This window comes from Desulfitobacterium elongatum (genome assembly GCF_055378975.1).
On record NZ_AP038772.1, the window covers coordinates 2,194,713 to 2,212,938 of the forward strand.

An 18,226-nucleotide genomic window follows, 5' to 3' on the forward strand; every position below is an offset into this window, starting at 1 on the left:
AAATTAGTATGGACAAGAATATAGAGTTAATGAAAAAAATCATTGAAGAGAAAAAGAAGAAGAGTGCACAACAAGGCGGTCCGATCAAAGCCTCTCAAAAAATCGGAGAAGCAAGGGGCGGGATAAAGAAATACAAAAAAGGTGGGATGTTTGATAAGTAGGGAATTGCTCTGAAAGGATATTTGGGGGTATAATGTTTTGATAGATTTTTTCAGGGAGTGTTCTGAATGCTTATCGTTCTAGCTTATTTAGCCGCTAATATTTTAGCCAATTTATCGGTGGCTTATTTCGGACCCGTTTCTACTCCGATCAATGCTTTTCTGTTAATTGCCTTTGATTTAGTGGCTCGAGATAAACTCCATGAGCAGTGGAATAATAAGAACTTATGGCCAAAAATGCTTTTACTCGTGGGTACAGGCGCGATTTTCTCTTGGCTCCTTAACCGTGGAGCAGGCCAGATTGCTACAGCATCTTTTATCGCTTTCTTACTCACTGGAATTACCGATACAATCGTTTATCAGGTTTTAAAAAATCATACACGCTTCTTAAAAGTCAATGGCTCGAACATTGCATCTGCTGCGGTTGATTCCATCGCCTTTCCTACGATTGCTTTTGGAAGCTTCATTCCCTGGGTTGTTCTTGGGCAGTTCTGCGCGAAAGTTCTTGGAGGATACATTTGGTCTTTGATTCTTTATCGTGGAGACAAAACGAATTTTAAGGACACGCTGAAGACTACTTAAAACGATACAGACTTTTCTATACAAGGAGAAATAGAACTCATGAAAAAAGCTGTTATTTTATTATCCGGGGGACTTGACAGTACCACCTGTATGAGTATAGCAGATAAGGAAGGGTACGAACTCTATCCTATCTCATTTGACTATGGACAGAGGCATACCCGGGAATTAGAAGCTGCTAAATCCGTAGCAAAGTTCTATCAGGTCAATGAGCATCGAATCTTTCACATTGATAATGTCGGCGGGAGTGCTCTAACCGATCCTTCGATCCAAGTCCCAGAGTTTAAAGAAGACGGGGAGATTCCAGTTACCTATGTACCTGCAAGGAATATCCTGTTTTTGAGTTATGCCTTAGGGTATGCCGAAGTGGTTGGCGCCGAAGCGATTTACATTGGGATAAGTTCTGTTGATTACAGCGGATATCCTGATTGCCGACCAGAATTCTTAGAAGCCTTCCAGAAGGTTGCCATGGTCGGGACCAAAATGGGGGTTCAAGGGCAACCAATTCAAATTAAAGCACCCCTCATACAACTCTCCAAAGCAGATACGATTAGACTCGCTATCCAAAATGGCGCTCCTTTGCATTTATCAACGAGCTGCTATAGAGGGGGAGAAAAGGCATGCGGAACCTGTGATAGCTGCACTTTGAGACTCAGAGGATTTGCTGAAGCGGGTATCAATGATTTAATTGATTATTACTAATAATAAATCAACCTCCAGTCGGAGGTTTTTTCATATCTAAATAAATTCTTAGGTAAGGAGAGGTCTCAAAATGATTAGCGAAAGAATGCAAAAACAGATTGATTTCATAGTTGCGATTGACAAGCTTAAGCACATTACTCGGCAAAATGTCGTCATTGGCACTACTCGGAATGAAAATGATGCCGAACACTCTTGGCATCTTGCGGTGATGGCAATGCTTTTATCTGAATATGCCGCTGAGAAGAATATAGATATTTTACGCGTTATTAAAATGGTGCTTATCCATGACCTTGTTGAAATTCATGCTGGGGATACCTTCTGCTATGATGAAAAGGGATATGAAGATAAAGCTGAACGCGAGCAAAATGCGGCCGATCGGTTATTCAATATCCTCCCCCATGATCAGGCTCAAGAAATCATGGAGCTCTGGCGGGAGTTTGAAGACATGAGAACTCCTGAGGCCACTTTCGCCTCGAGTCTTGATCGCTTTCAGCCTTTGCTTCTAAATTACAATACGGATGGACATACTTGGAAAAGGCCAGGTATCACAAGTGACAAAGTATTAAGGCGGAATGATGTTACGGAGAAAAATGCCCCCATCATCTATGATTACGTGAAAGAGCTGATTGAAAGTTCGATCGAAAAGGGAATCCTTAAGAGGTAGTATACCGTGTGAATTACGTGAGTGTACGAGGGCTGTAGAACATGTGAGTTGAGAGGGTTAAGAATTTGAAGATATTAATTGATGCGGATGCCTGTCCAAAAAACGCTTTACAGATTTGCATAAAGTTAGGAAAAAAGTTTGCTATACCTGTTTGGACTGTAGCGAGCTTTAATCATGAAATCATTTCTGATCATCATGTCGTCGTAGGTAACAGTTCCCAAGAAGCGGATCTAAAGGTTATGAATCTCACTGAAACTGGGGACATTATCATTACACAGGACTTCGGTTTAGCAGCAATGGTCTTAGGGAAAAACGCAAAATCATTGGGTCCTTCTGGTAAGGAATATAGACCGGAAACGATAGATGTCTTGCTAGAGGAAAGGGAACTGAAAGCAAAGTTTCGTCGCTCCGGTGGAAGAACCAAGGGTCCGAGCAAACGAACCAATGAAGATGATGAGCAGTTCGAAAAGACATTAGTACGACTTTTAGAGGAGTCACTGAAATAGTACGTAAGCCTTGAAGAGTTCCCAATAATTATTCTCTTGTTGCCCTAATTGTCGTTGGCTACAGGGAACAGGAGTCACCAAATCCGATTCCCCGACGTGAGTACCCGGTTTTTGAATGGATAAATATTGTATAATAAGAGGCCCCGAAAGATAAAAACCTTTTGTCTTTCGGGGCCTTTTTTCGTCTTCTGGGACTTTTTCTGTCTTGTAGTCTAGAACTCTCCTTTGGTTAAATACTTGCATTATTGATTTCTTATCTTTCTATATATCGAATCACTATCTATGCTTCTTGTCTCTTTTCAGGTTGGGGAATTAAACGATCTCTGAGTTCAAGCTCAATAGCGTAGAGTTTTTCAGTAAGCTCTTGGTTCTTAGTCAGGAGACGGTCATTTTTGTCTAGGAGTACGTCTAACTTTTGACCGTATTCGACTTTGACGGTTTGCTCCTTTTCTAAGACCTTTCGATCAGACTCAAGTCGTACCTTATCCAACTCTAACTTTTGAATTTCTTTCAGTTGTTTGAGTTCCTTTTCATAGGAATCTTTAAGCCTCTGAAGTTCTTTCTCTGATTCCGCACTTATCGAGTTAACACTGAGCTGCGCACTTTCTTCTAAATCTGTAAGTTGAAGTTCTAGATTTGAAATGATTTGATGAGTAGTCCCAAGTTCCGCCTGTAAGTTGCCGATTTCATGCTTTGATGTGAGGTTGTCTTCTTGAAGTAGAGAGACGGTTTCTTGAAGGCTGGAAGCTTCAAGAAGTTTAACTTCTATATCATTTACCTTATGGCCCAATAGATCGATTGTCATCCGGTTTGCACGGTTTGATTCTTCGAGCTCTTGATTACGCTGATGTATTTCTTTATACCTACTTTCCACATCGCCTTTTTCTTTAGCTAACTTATCGAGCTCTTTTGCAAGATTGCTTCTTTGCTTCTGGAGTTCTTCCAGTGCTTCTTTATGTTCTGTGTTTTGGACATCCAGACGACCCATATAATCCTTCTTCAGATCCTGAACTTTCTGTAAGGAACCAAGGAAGATGTTTTCGACCCGATTGAGGTGATAGCGGATATGTTGCATATCATCGCTTTGGTCGATTTCACTTCCTTGTTCTAATTCCGTATAAAATCGAGTGACCATAGCCGAAAACAAATCCTTATGACTCAATCCTGTCTTCTTGGTTAACTCCTGTATACGCTCAGTGATATCTGAGGTCGTCTTTACGGAATAAGAATCAGGTTTATTCGGTGTTTCTTCGCTCATAAATAATTTCTCCCTCTTGCTAGAATACACAAGGTATGTAGGTATACTAAAGTAATCTAATTATACTATACCTTCGATTAGTATACTAGTATACATTAAGTATACCGAATGAAAGACAATCTAAACTTTGAACGATTTGTGGTTCTTTTATCCTAAAATGAACCTATCGCGTTGCAAAATAGCGAATGTAACACAAGAGGAGTGTGTAACATTCGCTAAAATGTCTGTAGACCTTGCCAATAAAGGGTTTGCGGCGATTTTAATACGAATAAAAAATTTATCCAGTAGACCCAATGTTACAAAAAAATATGATACAATATTTGAGTCACATTGGATCTGAAGAGGAAAAGTGAACTTGTGTAAATGCCTATCAAAAGAGCAGAGAGCTCTATAGGATGGTATAAGGAAAGTAAAGTGGTTGGGGAAAATCGCAGAAAGGGGATAAGGGGAAATTTCATGGAATTTGTTGAACCAATCAGAGATCGAAGGAAAATAGAAGCGATAAAAAAACTTCTTCGGGGAAGTAATCTTCGAGACTACGTGCTTTTCACCTTTGGTATCAACTCAGGACTACGGGTCAGTGACTTACTCAAACTCCAAGTGGTTGATGTAAGGGATGAAAAGGGGAGAATAAAGGACCGTGTTACTCTCAGAGAAAAGAAAACGGGGAAGTCGAAGACCTTCCCGTTTAGTGAGACTGTAGTTAAGGCGTTAAAGGAGTATTTAGTTGACAAGGATTTAACAAATAGTTCTGCACTTTTCCCCTCCAGAAAGGGGGGGAGGCCAATCACACGACAGCAAGCCTATAGAATCCTCAATGATGCAGCAAAGGCAGTGGGTCTAAAAGATAAGATTGGTACTCACACTCTAAGGAAAACGTTTGGATATCATGCTTATTTAACTGGCGTTGATATTACTCGCATTCAGGCCCTTATGAATCATTCTTCTCCACGTGAGACTTTGAGGTACATTGGGATAACACAGGATGAACTTGATGATGTCTATTTGAATTTGAATCTGTGACACCACGCAAAGTACTTTGGTTATCATTACATTTATTTACAAAAGGAACTGCGGCTTGTCTATCGAAATATGTATTGGGCTTTTTTTAATTAAGGTTTCACTTTAATACTAATATTTTTGAAAGGTGATTGAATGACTGCAGTTCAATATCGGCTTAGAGAAATTACTCTTAGCCTCATACGTGTTAGAGATTATTTACCGGATCCTTTTTGGGTTGGCTCTTTTATTCTTGGACTCCTTAAAGTTCTATCCTTCATGGGTTTAACAACCTCCTGGAACAATAACTGGGCATTCTTTTTCTCTAAGTCTTTTAGTACTACAAACCTTATAGCAATATCCTTTACCTTAATGTATTATTCATTTGCTTTGCTCTTTAAAGGGCGAAGTCGTCTTTGGATTACTCTCGTCTTGAACGCAATTCTCACAACGTTCTTAATCATGGACTTAATGTACTTCCGCGGCTACGCGAACTTCCTTTCGGTATATCTGCTCAAGCAAGCGACTAATCTCGATAACTTGGGAAATACAGTAGTTTCCATGCTACGCCTCTACGATGTAATTTTTGTCTTCGACCTCCTGGTGAGCTTTATTGTGCTATTTAAAATTAAATCCTTAGGCAAAAGAATCACGCGACAAATCCCTCTGTTTGTGATTTTTGCTGCTCTCGCGACGGGATATATTTCCTATGCCCACTATCAATATGATGTCGTCGAAAAAGGGCAGAATCATATTGTGTTTCGAATTTGCTGGACTCCAACCGATACGATGCGAAATTTATCTCCGATAGGGTACCACATTTATGATAGCTATGTATATTTCAAAGAAAATCAATCGATCCAACTCACAGATAATCAGCAAAAGGAAATAAAGAACTGGTATGCAGAGAATCAGGAAAAATCCAGTGATAATGAACTCAAAGGGCTTCTGGCAGGAAAGAACCTGATCCTTCTCCAAGTTGAGTCCTTAGAAAATTTTGTTCTTAATCAATCCTATGAAAATCAGGAAATTACACCGACGCTGAATCGCATGCTACAGAGCAGTATCTACTTTCCTAACTTCTATGAACAAGTATGGAATGGTACAACTTCAGATGCGGAGCTGCTAGCGAACACCTCTGTCTACCCAGTAAGGCGAGGGAGCACCTTCTTCCGATTCCCACAAAACGAATATAACTCTTTACCTGTATTGCTGGAGCAAAAGGGGTATACTACTCAAGCAATCCATCCTGATAAGGGGTCATATTGGAACTGGAAGCAAGCATTAACATCGATTGGATTTGATCATACTATAGATGCATCAGCCTTCAACCAAGAAGAACAAATTGGGCTCGGCTTAAGTGATGGGAGCTTTCTTCGTCAGGTTGCCCCTATCCTGAAAGAGACCAAGCAACCGTTCTATAACTTTATGATTACTTTAACGAGCCATGGCCCGTTTGACCTACCAAAGGAGTACCGCGAATTAATGCTGGATTCTAATTTGGATCAAACAAAACTCGGAGGGTATTTCCAAAGCCTTCATTACACCGATAAGCAAATTGGTCTATTTCTAGAGAATCTAGAAAAGGAAGGACTCTTAGATAACACGACCGTTGTAATTTATGGAGATCATGGTGGGATTCATAAATATTACAATGACGAACTCCCTGGAATCCAACCCCAAGAAGAATGGTGGACAAATTATGACAAAAAGGTTCCATTCATTGTATATCAAAAGGGGATGAACCCCAGGGTTATTGAATCGACTGGGGGGCAGGTCGATATTCTTCCGACAATCGCCTATCTCATGGGAATTGATCAAGAAAAATATTCGCAAACTACCCTAGGTCGTAACCTCTTGACAACAAGCCGAGATTACGCCGTGCTAGCGGATGGAACCTTTGTTGGGGCGAATGCGGATATGCAGGAGCATGTAAGCAAGGGGATTGATATAGCGGACCTTTTGATTCAGAGCAATTACTTCGAGAATAGATCTTCGGTAAAACCTTAAACCTAAAATTCTGAGCAGTAAAGTAAGAAACAACACGTTCACAGTGGCTGAACGTGTTGTTTCTTTTTGTGCTCTAACCCAAAAGCTCGCTATTTTGATAAACATTTCCCCGAAGCTCTTTGGCTGAAACCTCTATAATCTCTCGGGTCAAGGAGTTTTTTGCATTCTGAAGTTTAAAACCTGCGGTTTCTCCATCCCAGATAACTCTGTATAGGCTAGATTCTATTTCGAACAAATCACCTTGAAAGACTTCTGCTCCATTCTTGTCTGTTAAACCTGTGTACTGAAGTATTTCATATTTGTGGATGGGTTCCCAGGACCGCCCAGGTACACTTACTGCGAAGGGAGCTGAACTCTGTGTATCAAAAGTTATGGCAAGGGGTCTAAACATCTGCTTCTTTACTTTATCCCAGGCTTTAAACTTTAGTATAAGCATAATTTTTATGTCCTCCAAGAAGTTAATAATTAGTGTCCACCATAGAACTTATGGTCTCAATTAATTATACGAAACGTTTTAGTAGCTTAAGTGCGGTACACTTCGATTAATAGGTTTATCCCTATTCCAATTTTTAGCTAATATGAGAGAGTGTGTGATTTATGCTTACTATCCACAACACAATAAAAAAGAAATAGCGCTACTGTGATGTAGAGCTATTTCTGTTATTGTTTCAGCTTGTGAGTTGTTCTGAATCAAAAATCACTTCATTCAACATTTCAACGGCCTTTTCTAACTCAATTCCTTTGACTTGCATTATCTCGCTCGTCAAAATCTGCCGAGCATTATTAAGCATATTATTGTCTTCTGTTCCCAGTTTATGTCGTTTACTTTTCCGCATCAAGTCACGGATGATCTCACTTGCCTTGTATATATCGCCGCTTTTTATCTTTTTACGATTGATATCTCTATAATAACGGGTGTTGCTTTCAAACATGATTGGATCAGTATCGCCCTGGTAGAGTGCATGTAAAACATCTTCAATAACCTCATTATCGACCACTTGGCGTATACCTAAGTCCTCTGTTTTTCCAAGAGGAATCATGATTTCCATATTTACATGAGGTATATTCAAGAGGTAATACTGCCTTTTTACTCCAAGGACTTCTTTTTCCTCGATGGAATCGATAACCCCTGCGCCATACATTGGATATAGAATCTTATCACCTACTTGAAACATCGAGCCACCTCCTGTTGCTTACTTAGATATTATAACACAAAAAAGTCAAATAAGGAAATTCTACATTTTAACACAGAGTTTTTACGGATGTCAAACCTTTTTTTATTTATAAAAGGAGTAACTTTTCGGAGAATTAGCTCACCGATTAGAAGCTGAAAAATCACGACCTCGCATCCTTTGGGGTGCGAGGTCATTTCTAGAAAAAGCTAAATTTCAACTTGCGTTTGTATATCTGGCTTTTTCCCTTTCCTTATATTGCTTGTTTTGAACTTTGGCTTTGTAATCGTACGACTTTTTGACTGCGTTTAGTTAAGGAGAGTATCACACCGAATATAACCAGGGTAAAGCCAATCCAATGGTAAGAGGCTAAGGACTCCTTTAGAATGATAATGCTTAAAGTTATGCTAAAGACATGTTGAAGATTATTAAAAATTGAAGCTTGCCCACTACCTATTTTATTAATCCCGTAAAGATTTAGGAGAAAAGCAATACCAGCGGAAAGAAAGCCCATATAGAAGACGATGAGCCATGCTGATATAGATAAGGGTCTCCAACCTACTGAAATAAGTTGCCACGTACCCATTGGAATTAATACAATGATTGCAAAAATTAGTGAATATACACTTGTAACGAGGGAAGAGAACTTCTCCATGACACTTTGGCCGATTAAGTTAAAAAGACCAATGGATAGAACATTAATAAAGAGAATCATCTCACCGTAACCAAGCTTAAACGACAAGATATGAGTCGGTGAACCCTGTGTAAATACAATGAGAAGACCAAGAAATGAGATAGACATACCTATGGTCTGAAATTTAGAAGGTAAAACTTTATGAAGTACAAATAGGAGTATATTAGTTACGACGGGCATCGTAGCAAAAACAATGGAAGCATTTGTACCAGTTGCATGCTTTAAGCCAATTAACAATGTAATATAGGGGATAGTGATGCCAAACATCCCCACAATCATGAGTTGCAATAACTCACGCTTATTGGGTTTTGGTGCACTTTTCATCTGTGACCAAGATAATGGCAGAAGAATAACCAACGCTAAAACTGCTCGTATCGCCGATAAGGTAAGTGGCGGAAGTTCAGCAGCAATCAGGCGCCCCGCGATAACATTCGCGCCATAAATGAGTGAGGAAATGAGTATGAAAAAATAAGCTTTGAGTATGGTACTTTTACCACTTGATGTTGTTTGGTGCATATTAGTTCCCTCAAATTCTAAATATAATCTTAGGAGCATTTAAACATTATACACCTTCAAAGCATGTACTGGAATATTGAGATCAAAGAAAATGCTTAAGCTACTGCAGGTGAATTTCAATTTTTGAAGAATATAATTTTATGCCCAAGATTAGCTGGAATTAGTTGAACTAGAAGGAGAGACTATGAATGGCACATCTACTTAGTCCTATGAAAGCAGGCCCATTGACTTTATCAAATCGCTTAATTATGCCACCGATGGCAACTTCAAAGGCTGAATCGGATGGAAAAGTAAGTAAAGCAATCTTGGATTATTATGCGGAAAAATCCCAAGGGGGTTATATTTCCTTAATCATTATCGAACATAGTTTCATTGCTCTTGAAGGAAAGGCTAGTCCTCAGCAGCTTTCTATTGCGGAGGATAGTGTCATCGCAAATCTACAAAAACTTGCTCAAGTGATACAAGGGAATGGATCTAAATGTATGATGCAATTAAACCATGCGGGAAGTGCAGCAAGTGAGGAATGGACGGGTCTGACTCCAGTTGGCCCTTCGGCCGTCGCAAACCCTCGCAGAGGTGGAATTCCTCACGAGCTTACCCACGATGAAATTAAAGAGGTAATCAAGGCTTTTAAAGCTGCTGCACGCCGCACGAAAGAAGCCGGTTTTGACGGAGTGGAAATCCATTCTGCGCACGGCTATCTTCTGAATCAGTTTTTCTCACCGCTCACAAACAAGCGAACTGATGAATACGGGGGTGATGTCCAACATCGTATTCGTATTCATCTTCAAGTTATAGAAGAGGTACGTTCAGTAGTGGGGGAGGATTTTCCCATACTTTTACGTTTGGGAGCTTCAGATTTTGCGGAGGGAGGTATCACGATCGAAGATAGCCTCATTGCTGCGAAAGAGTTCGAAAAAGCTGGAGTGAATATCCTGGATATTTCTGGAGGCTTTTCAGGCTATAGTGTTCCTGGCCTTACCGGTCAAGGGTATTTTGCCCCACTCACGGAAGCCATCAAACAGGTTGTGTCTATTCCAGTTATCCTCACAGGGGGAATTACGGACGCCCAGGCTGCTGAGAAATTGTTAGCAGAAGGTAAAGCCGACCTTATAGGAGTGGGACGTGCACTACTTAAGAACTCCCAATGGGCTGAACAGGCGACTAATAGCCTGAAGTAAAAGGGCACGCCACTTAATTTCAAGGGTTTATCGTTGGATAATGTTTAATGACCCATACGGTTAAACTATATGGAAGAAAACTTCCGAGAGTAAATAAAGCAATACTAATTGCTTTAGTACGAATTAGAAGGGGCATTTCCTGCTCATCGATGGACAAGAGAAACGGTCCTACCTCAAAAAGACCAATATAGTAGCCGAAGAATAAGAGTAAACCCCATCTATAGGGGAGGTCGAAGAGATACAAGGCGAAGGGTATTGTAACAAGTATACTTACTGGGTTAATGAGTATCCCGAGTAGATTGGATAAGAAGCCAAGAGTTATAAAAGCGATAAAGAGAATAATCCTCAAGCGAATCCCTCCCTCATTAGAGCCTATTCGAAATTACCTAATGCATGCAATAGCATAATTAAAGAAAGGTATTTTTTAGAGAGCACCAGTAAAGGTCATGGGCAATTCTGTCCATGACCTTTACTGTGGTATACTTAATTAATCAAGGTTAAAGTCAGAATGAAGGAAAATAGAAATGGGAGAGAATCGATGGGAAAAAGCTTAGTACTTACAGAAAAACCCTCCGTGGGTCGCGATATTGCGAAGCTATTAGGCTGCAATCAAAAAGGGAATGGCTGTCTAATTGGATCTAAATACATTGTAACCTGGGCTCTCGGCCACCTTGTAACGCTAGCCGATCCTGAAGCTTATGATGATCGCTATAAAACCTGGAGACTCGAAGATCTTCCTATGCTTCCTAAGCAAATGGAATTAGTCGTAATCAAAGAAACCTCGAAGCAATACGCCGCTGTGAAACAACTCTTAAGGCAGTCTGATGTAGAGGAACTCATCATTGCGACTGATGCAGGTCGTGAAGGAGAACTTGTGGCACGGTGGATTATCCAGAAAGCAGGATGGAGAAAACCCATCAAACGTTTATGGATTTCTTCTCAAACGGATAAAGCGATCAAAGAAGGCTTTAATAATTTGAAACCGGGGAAGGCTTATGAGACGCTATACGCTGCGGCAGAAAGCCGTGCACAAGCCGATTGGTATGTAGGATTGAATGTGACACGAGCGTTAACGTGTAAATATAATGCTCAGCTTTCCGCAGGAAGAGTCCAAACTCCGACACTTGCTTTGGTAGTAGACAGAGAAGATGAGATTAAGAAGTTTATTCCAAAAGATTACTGGACCATAAATGCTCTGACAAAGGGTTTTTCAATGCGCTGGCAGGATAGAATCAGTGGGCAAACCCGTATTTTCGACATTAAGAGAGTAGATCAGATACTTGCCAAGTTCAACGGTCAAGCAGGGCAGATCATTGACATTAAAAAAGAAGCGAAGAAAGAATTGCCTCCACTAGCCTATGATTTAACAGAACTTCAACGGGATGCAAATAGGAAATATGGCTATTCCGCAAAAAAGACCTCCTCTATCATGCAGCAACTCTATGAGCACCATAAAATTGTTACCTACCCGAGAACAGATTCTCGTTATCTCACCGAGGATATTGTTCCAACACTCCTTGAACGCTTAAAGACGATTGCAATAGGTCCTTTTGTGGACTTGGCCCGAAGTGTTATGCGAAATAAGATAAATCCTACGAAACGGCTCGTGGACAATTCTAAAGTGAGCGACCATCACGCTATCATTCCCACCGAACAACCTGTATTTTTGGCTAAACTCAGTCAGGAAGAGTACAGAATTTATGACCTCATTGTGAGGCGCTTTATCGCTGTCCTTTCGCCAGCCTTCGAGTATAGCAGACTACCGTTAAAATGGACCTTCAGGGAGAAACCTTCACTGCTAAAGGTAAAATCGTGAAGCAAAAGGGATGGCAAATCGTCTACGATGGAAGTGATTCTACGGACGAAGAACGAGACTACGAGGAACAAGAACAAACCTTACCTGACCTTAAGCTAAAAGAGCCAATGGAACTGCTCTCGGTCAAATCCATTCCAGGAAAAACAAAACCACCGAAGCGTTATACGGAAGCTACCCTACTCTCGGCCATGGAACACCCAGGTCAACGAATTGAAAATGAGAATCTGAGGGAGGCCTTAGAAAAAACGAGTGGACTCGGAACACCAGCAACCCGTGCCGATATCATCGAAAAACTATTTAACTCTTTTTATATGGAGCGAAATGGGAAAGAGATTATTCCCACTTCCAAAGGGATCCAACTTATCGGACTCGTTCCACCAGAGTTAAGATCTCCTGAATTAACGGCGAAGTGGGAACAACAACTGAGCGAAATCAGTAAAGGTCGGGTAAATCAAAATCATTTTATTCGTGGCATAACAGACTATGCGACTCAACTTGTCTCAGAGGTCATTGGTAGCAGCCAAACCTTTAGACATGATAATATGACAAGGGCAAAGTGCCCAGAATGTGGTAAGTTTCTCTTGCAAGTCAAGGGCAAGCGAGGGGAAATGCTCGTTTGCCAGGATAGGGAATGTGGATACCGACAAGGGCTTTCAGTGCATTCTAATGCTAGGTGCCCACAATGTCACAAGAAAATGGAACTACGGGGCGAGGGAGAAAATAAAATCTTTACCTGTGCCTGTGGGTACCGAGAGAAGTTATCCGCATTCACTAAGCAAAGAGATCAAGAGAGTAAAGGTTCATATAATAAGAAGGAAGTTCATCAATATCTTCAAAAGCAAGAGAATGAAAGCCCCATCAATACGGCTTTAGCGGATGCGCTGGCAAAGTTGAACCTGCCTAAATGAACTAATAAAGATTAAAGGAAAACCTCTCATTGTAGAAGCTGCAGTCTTCAATGAGAGGTTTGTTTGTTTATTCATAAGATAAGTAATATTAGAGACTAAACACGAATAGAGATATTAATACGTCAGTTTTATCCGAGGGCAGATAAGTGGCGCTAAACCCGTGGATACTCAGCTATACTTCAAATGGAGTTATAACTTCATTTGAAGTATAGCTGAGTTTAAGAGAGGAGGCAGGGGATGTTTTCCGATAAAAATGGTTTCAAAGATGCTTATCTTGAAAAATTTGCCGAGGTCAAAGGGAAGTCCATCGAAGAAGGAACTCTATGGGATAAGTACTACACCCTTGTCGTTCTCCTAAAAGAAGAGATTAGCTTGTGCCGAGCATTTGCTAACTACACAACCTCGAATAAAGAACGAGTAAAACAGGTGTATTACTTTTCGATGGAGTTTCTCATCGGCAGGCTCCTTAACTTCTATCTCGTCAATATTGGGGTTCAAGATATCGTGAGAGAAGGACTAGCTGAGCTTGATATCGATCTAGAAGAGCTCTTAACCCAAGAAAGTGACGCGGGTTTGGGCAATGGAGGATTGGGAAGACTCGCAGCCTGCTTCTTAGATTCCATGGCCTTTATGGGTATAGCCGGGCATGGGAATGGAATTCGCTATAAGTATGGGCTTTTTGAACAAAAAATTATTGACGGGTATCAAACTGAAATCGCTGATCATTGGTTAAAAAACGGCTACCCTTGGGAAATGCGCAAACCTGAAAAATCTATCGTTGTAAAGTTTAATGGAGAAGTCCGAGTTGAAGGTGTGAATGGGAAACTCATTTTTCACCATGAGAATTATGAACCTGTTCTTGCAGTCCCCTACGATATACCCATCTTTAGTTATGAGAATCCCTTTCTCGTTAATAACCTCAGACTTTGGAGTGCTGAACCCTTATCCTCTGAACTTGATTTAGCCTTATTTAACCAAGGAGAGTTTACTCAGGCGATTAGTTATAAGTCTGAGGTAGAAGCGATATCCTATATTCTTTATCCAGAAGATAGTAATCACTCGGGGAGGGAGCTCAGGCTTAAACAGGAGTATTTTTTTGTCGCAGCTGGGCTCGGAGCAATCGTGCGAAGCTACAAAAAGAGAAATGGAACTTTAAAAGATTTCTCTAGGTATGTATCCATTCATATTAACGATACTCATCCAGCTCTTTGCATCCCTGAACTGATGAGGATTTTGATTGATGAAGAAGGAATGAACTGGGAGGAAACCTGGAATATCACAGTCGACACGGTGTCATATACTAACCATACGATTATGCCGGAAGCGTTAGAAAAATGGCCAATTACACTTTTTAAAAAATTACTACCCAGAATCTATATGATTATAGAGGAGATTGACCGACGTTTTAAAGAAAAAATTCTAAGGCGATTTTTCAATAATGAATATTTGTTACAAACGACCCCTATCGTTAAGGACGGACAGGTATGGATGGCGAATCTTGCTGTTATTGGCAGTCATTCCATCAACGGGGTAGCGAAGCTCCATTCGGAAATCCTAAAAAAACAAGTCTTCAAGGATTTTCATCAGATATATGGGTATAAGTTCACAAATCAGACGAATGGGGTAAATCATAGGAGATTTCTATTAACTGCTAATCCCTTGTTATCTCAGCTAATCACTGAGGCGATTGGTCCAGGGTGGAAGACAAATGCGCTAGAACTCAAGAAACTTCAAGACTTCAAAGAGGATTCAAGCTTCCTCGAACAACTTGCTAAGGTCAAGTATCTGAATAAGTGCCGCTTAACTGAGATTGTGAGAGAAAAACAAGGAATCCTTCTCGATCCTGCTTCTCTCTTTGACGTTCATGTGAAGAGAATCCATGCCTATAAAAGACAGCTACTCAATGTCATTAAAATTATGGATGTTTATAACCGATTAAAGGAGGATCCAACCTCAGTCAAAGGGTCCAATACCTTTATTTTTGGCGGAAAAGCCGCACCAGGATACCACTATGCAAAATTGGTAATAAAACTGATCAATACTGTTGCTCAGAAAATCAATACTGATCAAGAAGTTAATGACAAACTTAAGGTGGTCTTTTTAGAAAACTTTAATGTTTCCTTAGCCGAGAGGATATATCCTGCAGCGGATATCAGTGAACAGATTTCCACTGCAAGCAAAGAAGCTTCTGGAACAGGGAATATGAAATTCATGATGAACGGGGCCATTACTCTCGGAACAATGGATGGTGCCAATATTGAAATCAAGGAAGCGGTAGGGGAGGATAACATCTTCATCTTCGGATTAACCGCAAGAGAAGTATTAGAGTACAATCAGAATCGAAAATATAAATCTTGGGATGAATATCATACGAATTTACATCTTAAAAAGATCCTTGACCAGCTTATTTCCGGATTTTTTAGCGAAAAGAGTAATGAATTTCGATCAATATATGATTCTCTCCTCCTCTATAATGACGAGTTCTTTGTTCTCAAGGACTTTTCTTCTTATCTTAGTGCATTTCAGAAAATGTCCATACTCTACCAAGAAAAAGATAAGTGGGCTCAGACGTCCCTACACAATATCTCGGAATCTGGGGTATTCTCGAGTGATCGGACAATTAGTGAGTATGCCCACCAGATTTGGAAGATTAGATGTCGGAGAATTTAATAGACTTTTGAGAGGGAGATGGAAGCAATGCGCAAGAAGGAATGCATCGCAATGCTACTTGCGGGTGGACAGGGGAGTAGGCTAGGATGCTTAACTCGTAATATTGCTAAGCCTGCGGTATCCTTCGGGGGAAAATACCGTATCATCGATTTTAGTCTCAGCAATTGTGCACATTCTAACATTGATACCGTGGGTGTCCTCACTCAGTATAAGCCCTTTATCCTTAATTCTTATATTGGTATGGGCTCCGCTTGGGATCTTGACAATCTATATGGAGGAGTACATATTCTTCCTCCTTATGTAGGAGAAAATCAGGGAAGCTGGTATAAGGGGACAGCAAATGCCATCTATCAGAATATCGATTTTATTTACTTTTATGATCCAGATTATGTATTGGTAATCTCCGGTGACCATATCTACAAAATGGATTACTATGCAATGCTTAATTTCCATAAGGAACATAACTCAGAAGTAACGATCTCGACGATTGAAGTTTCTTTCGAAGAGGCCTCCAGATTCGGAATTATGACGGCGGATACTAAGGGACGAATTGTTAAATTTGCCGAAAAACCTGCGGAACCAGAGAGCAACTTAGCATCTATGGGGGTCTATATTTTCAATTGGTCTGTACTCAAGAAAGCTCTGATAGAAGATGAGGCAGACTCGGACTCTGAAAAGGATTTTGGGAAGAATATAATCCCTCGACTCCTTAAACAGGGAAGCAAGCTATATTCCTACGCCTTCCAAGGGTACTGGCGTGATGTTGGGACTATCGAAAGTTATTATAATGCGAATATGGAAATTCTCCATGGTGGAGAGTTGTTTAATCTTTTTGAACAAAAACAACGAATTTTTTCAAATGAGGAAATTTTAGCGCCACAATATGTTGGGCCTAAGGCTAAAATCAAAAAAAGTTTAATTGGGAACGGCTGTACAGTATTAGGACAAGTAAGTAATTCAATCCTGGCAGCGGGAGTGTATGTTGGGGAGGATACAATCATTGAAGATTCTATTTTACTCCCCAACTCAAAAGTTCATGATCATGTATGTGTTCGGAAAACCATCCTTGGGGAGAATGCTGTGATTCTAGGACATAGTTTAATTGGAGAAAAGACGAATGTAAAACCTTTGCAAGAAGGAATTACTGTAATCGAAGATCACCACGTTGTCTCAAGAGGCTCTAGGATAGAAGAGGGAAGGAATGTCGCCAAAGAAAGCTAAGTAAAAGAGGGGAGGTAGAAACCTTGCAAAGTGCCATCGGAATTATTTTTGGCAATACAAGTTCAAGTATCCTGCAGGGGTTAGCTCAGGACAGACCGATCGCAGCAGTTCCCTTTGGGGGGAGGTATCGTCTCTTAGACTTTGCACTCTCTAGTATGGTTAATTCTGGAATTAGGACGGTAGGTTTAGTGACTCCACAGCACTATCGTCCTATGCTCGATCATCTAGGAGCTGGGAAGGATTGGTCGCTTGACCGTAAGTCTGGGGGACTATTCATACTACCTGGAGCCATCCACGGTTTAATTGATTATAATAGCCGGTTTCGCCTTAAAGATATCCAACTAAATATTGAATTCCTTGAAAAGGACTCCGCTGAGAACGTCGTGATTAGTAGCTCCGATCAAGTGTTTAATATGGATTATCGTAATGCCCTTGAACATCATACACAAAAGGAGGCTGATGTCACGCTCATCTTTAAGAAAACAGAAAACCCATTGGATTATGTGGGAAGGGTAAATCTGAGGTTGACAGAGTCTCAGCGTGTTTATCAGATGCATAGTGAAGAGAAAGTAAACGAGGGCGAATTGCCTTGGCAATACTTTGTCGATATTTTAATTATACGTCGACAACTCCTTTTAAAAATTATTGAAGGTTATAAAGGCATGGAAAGCATTGAACTGGCAGATGTAATAGCAGACAATTTAGAACGCCTACGTGTACAGGGTTATCCCTTTAATGGATTTGTCGGCAGAATTCGTTCCGTTCAAGATTATTTTAAGCGGAACATGGAGCTTTTAAATACTGAAATCCGAGAAACCTTGTTCACTAGTACCCAGCCCATTCATACTAAAATCAGAGATAACCCCCCTACGAAATTTGGTGATAAAGCTAGTGTTAAAAATTCGCTGATTTCAAGTGGGTGTACGATCGAGGGAGATGTAGAGAATTCTATTTTTTCCCGTGGAGTTGTTATTGAAGCAGGGTGCAAGATAAAAAACTGCATTATTATGTCAAAATGCACAATTTCCCGAAATTCAATCCTTGAAAATGCTATTCTCGATAAGTTTGTTGAAGTCAACGAGGGAAATATCCTCAAAGGAAATGAAAAGAACCCGCTAGTCGTTTACAAAAAGGCGATAGTCTAGCTAATGAATACTTCAGAAACAATTGAA

At 40.4% G+C, this 18,226-nt stretch carries 16 protein-coding genes and 1 pseudogene; 12 read left to right on the top strand and 5 right to left on the bottom strand.

The window, feature by feature from the left end:
* The first annotated feature begins 8 nt into the window (after positions 1 to 8).
* The 5 genes from ACZ42W_RS10375 (at position 9) to ACZ42W_RS10395 (ending at position 2,609) form a co-directional block, all read left to right on the top strand.
* On the top strand, positions 9 to 161 hold the full coding sequence (locus tag ACZ42W_RS10375; RefSeq protein WP_464170540.1) for a hypothetical protein: 153 nt from the start codon (positions 9 to 11) through the stop codon (positions 159 to 161).
* Positions 162 to 227: 66 nt separating this feature from the next.
* Positions 228 to 740 (top strand): VUT family protein, encoded by a 513-nt coding sequence (locus ACZ42W_RS10380; RefSeq protein ID WP_464170542.1) that lies wholly within the window; start codon positions 228 to 230, stop codon positions 738 to 740.
* A gap of 39 nt (positions 741 to 779) precedes the next feature.
* A complete protein-coding gene (gene queC / locus ACZ42W_RS10385; protein WP_464170544.1) occupies positions 780 to 1,439 on the top strand; it encodes a 7-cyano-7-deazaguanine synthase QueC in 660 nt (219 codons plus the stop codon).
* A gap of 70 nt (positions 1,440 to 1,509) precedes the next feature.
* The gene (locus ACZ42W_RS10390) at positions 1,510 to 2,103 is read left to right on the top strand and encodes an HD domain-containing protein (protein ID WP_464170546.1); all 594 of its coding nucleotides are present in this window, start codon (positions 1,510 to 1,512) and stop codon (positions 2,101 to 2,103) included.
* 65 nt (positions 2,104 to 2,168) lie between these two features.
* Positions 2,169 to 2,609, top strand: a complete 441-nt coding sequence (locus ACZ42W_RS10395; protein WP_464170547.1) for a YaiI/YqxD family protein — start codon at positions 2,169 to 2,171, stop codon at positions 2,607 to 2,609.
* Positions 2,610 to 2,889: 280 nt separating this feature from the next.
* On the opposite strand, the gene ACZ42W_RS10400 is transcribed toward ACZ42W_RS10395, so the two are convergent.
* Entirely contained in the window at positions 2,890 to 3,867 is a 978-nt protein-coding gene (locus ACZ42W_RS10400) for a hypothetical protein (RefSeq protein ID WP_464170549.1), read from the bottom strand.
* Positions 3,868 to 4,323: 456 nt separating this feature from the next.
* Here ACZ42W_RS10400 and ACZ42W_RS10405 point away from each other — a divergent pair, with 456 nt between their 5' ends.
* On the top strand, positions 4,324 to 4,890 hold the full coding sequence (locus ACZ42W_RS10405) for a site-specific integrase (protein ID WP_464170551.1): 567 nt from the start codon (positions 4,324 to 4,326) through the stop codon (positions 4,888 to 4,890).
* A 132-nt stretch (positions 4,891 to 5,022) separates the two neighbouring features.
* Positions 5,023 to 6,876, top strand: coding sequence for an LTA synthase family protein (locus tag ACZ42W_RS10410; protein ID WP_464170553.1), 1,854 nt, complete (start codon positions 5,023 to 5,025; stop codon positions 6,874 to 6,876).
* Positions 6,877 to 6,949: 73 nt separating this feature from the next.
* On the opposite strand, the gene ACZ42W_RS10415 is transcribed toward ACZ42W_RS10410, so the two are convergent.
* From ACZ42W_RS10415 to ACZ42W_RS10425, 3 genes are all read right to left on the bottom strand, one after another.
* Complete coding sequence (locus ACZ42W_RS10415; RefSeq protein ID WP_464170555.1) at positions 6,950 to 7,312, bottom strand: YopX family protein; 363 nt, start codon at positions 7,310 to 7,312, stop codon at positions 6,950 to 6,952.
* Positions 7,313 to 7,544: 232 nt separating this feature from the next.
* Positions 7,545 to 8,051, bottom strand: a complete 507-nt coding sequence (locus ACZ42W_RS10420; RefSeq protein WP_464170557.1) for a CarD family transcriptional regulator — start codon at positions 8,049 to 8,051, stop codon at positions 7,545 to 7,547.
* 250 nt (positions 8,052 to 8,301) lie between these two features.
* Positions 8,302 to 9,258 (bottom strand): DMT family transporter, encoded by a 957-nt coding sequence (locus ACZ42W_RS10425; RefSeq protein WP_464170559.1) that lies wholly within the window; start codon positions 9,256 to 9,258, stop codon positions 8,302 to 8,304.
* Between the two features lie 188 nt (positions 9,259 to 9,446).
* Here ACZ42W_RS10425 and ACZ42W_RS10430 point away from each other — a divergent pair, with 188 nt between their 5' ends.
* Positions 9,447 to 10,439, top strand: a complete 993-nt coding sequence (locus ACZ42W_RS10430; RefSeq protein ID WP_464170561.1) for an oxidoreductase — start codon at positions 9,447 to 9,449, stop codon at positions 10,437 to 10,439.
* Positions 10,440 to 10,458: 19 nt separating this feature from the next.
* Here ACZ42W_RS10430 and ACZ42W_RS10435 read toward each other — a convergent pair whose 3' ends face one another.
* Entirely contained in the window at positions 10,459 to 10,788 is a 330-nt protein-coding gene (locus ACZ42W_RS10435) for a hypothetical protein (protein ID WP_464170563.1), read from the bottom strand.
* A gap of 189 nt (positions 10,789 to 10,977) precedes the next feature.
* Here ACZ42W_RS10435 and ACZ42W_RS10440 point away from each other — a divergent pair.
* From ACZ42W_RS10440 to glgD, 4 genes and pseudogenes are all read left to right on the top strand, one after another.
* A pseudogene (locus tag ACZ42W_RS10440) lies at positions 10,978 to 13,163 on the top strand (DNA topoisomerase III).
* A 237-nt stretch (positions 13,164 to 13,400) separates the two neighbouring features.
* Positions 13,401 to 15,833, top strand: coding sequence for a glycogen/starch/alpha-glucan phosphorylase (locus ACZ42W_RS10445; protein WP_464170565.1), 2,433 nt, complete (start codon positions 13,401 to 13,403; stop codon positions 15,831 to 15,833).
* A 27-nt stretch (positions 15,834 to 15,860) separates the two neighbouring features.
* Positions 15,861 to 17,054 carry a glucose-1-phosphate adenylyltransferase gene (locus tag ACZ42W_RS10450; protein ID WP_464170567.1) on the top strand — a complete coding sequence of 398 codons (1,194 nt, stop codon included), beginning with the start codon at positions 15,861 to 15,863 and terminating at the stop codon, positions 17,052 to 17,054.
* A gap of 23 nt (positions 17,055 to 17,077) precedes the next feature.
* The gene (gene glgD / locus ACZ42W_RS10455) at positions 17,078 to 18,199 is read left to right on the top strand and encodes a glucose-1-phosphate adenylyltransferase subunit GlgD (RefSeq protein ID WP_464170569.1); all 1,122 of its coding nucleotides are present in this window, start codon (positions 17,078 to 17,080) and stop codon (positions 18,197 to 18,199) included.
* Positions 18,200 to 18,226: the final 27 nt, after the last annotated feature.

Bases quoted from the DNA above. Each gene is read 5' to 3' on its own strand.
- queC (WP_464170544.1), top strand. From the start codon at position 780: ATGAAAAAAGCTGTTATTTTATTATCCGGGGGACTTGACAGTACCACC.
- ACZ42W_RS10390 (WP_464170546.1), top strand. From the start codon at position 1,510: ATGATTAGCGAAAGAATGCAAAAACAGATTGATTTCATAGTTGCGATT.
- ACZ42W_RS10410 (WP_464170553.1), top strand. From the start codon at position 5,023: ATGACTGCAGTTCAATATCGGCTTAGAGAAATTACTCTTAGCCTCATA.
- ACZ42W_RS10400 (WP_464170549.1), bottom strand. From the start codon at position 3,867: ATGAGCGAAGAAACACCGAATAAACCTGATTCTTATTCCGTAAAGACG.
- ACZ42W_RS10445 (WP_464170565.1), top strand. From the start codon at position 13,401: ATGTTTTCCGATAAAAATGGTTTCAAAGATGCTTATCTTGAAAAATTT.
- ACZ42W_RS10425 (WP_464170559.1), bottom strand. From the start codon at position 9,258: ATGCACCAAACAACATCAAGTGGTAAAAGTACCATACTCAAAGCTTAT.
- ACZ42W_RS10430 (WP_464170561.1), top strand. From the start codon at position 9,447: ATGGCACATCTACTTAGTCCTATGAAAGCAGGCCCATTGACTTTATCA.
- ACZ42W_RS10405 (WP_464170551.1), top strand. From the start codon at position 4,324: ATGGAATTTGTTGAACCAATCAGAGATCGAAGGAAAATAGAAGCGATA.
- ACZ42W_RS10420 (WP_464170557.1), bottom strand. From the start codon at position 8,051: ATGTTTCAAGTAGGTGATAAGATTCTATATCCAATGTATGGCGCAGGG.
- ACZ42W_RS10375 (WP_464170540.1), top strand. From the start codon at position 9: ATGGACAAGAATATAGAGTTAATGAAAAAAATCATTGAAGAGAAAAAG.
- ACZ42W_RS10380 (WP_464170542.1), top strand. From the start codon at position 228: ATGCTTATCGTTCTAGCTTATTTAGCCGCTAATATTTTAGCCAATTTA.
- ACZ42W_RS10450 (WP_464170567.1), top strand. From the start codon at position 15,861: ATGCGCAAGAAGGAATGCATCGCAATGCTACTTGCGGGTGGACAGGGG.
- ACZ42W_RS10415 (WP_464170555.1), bottom strand. From the start codon at position 7,312: ATGCTTATACTAAAGTTTAAAGCCTGGGATAAAGTAAAGAAGCAGATG.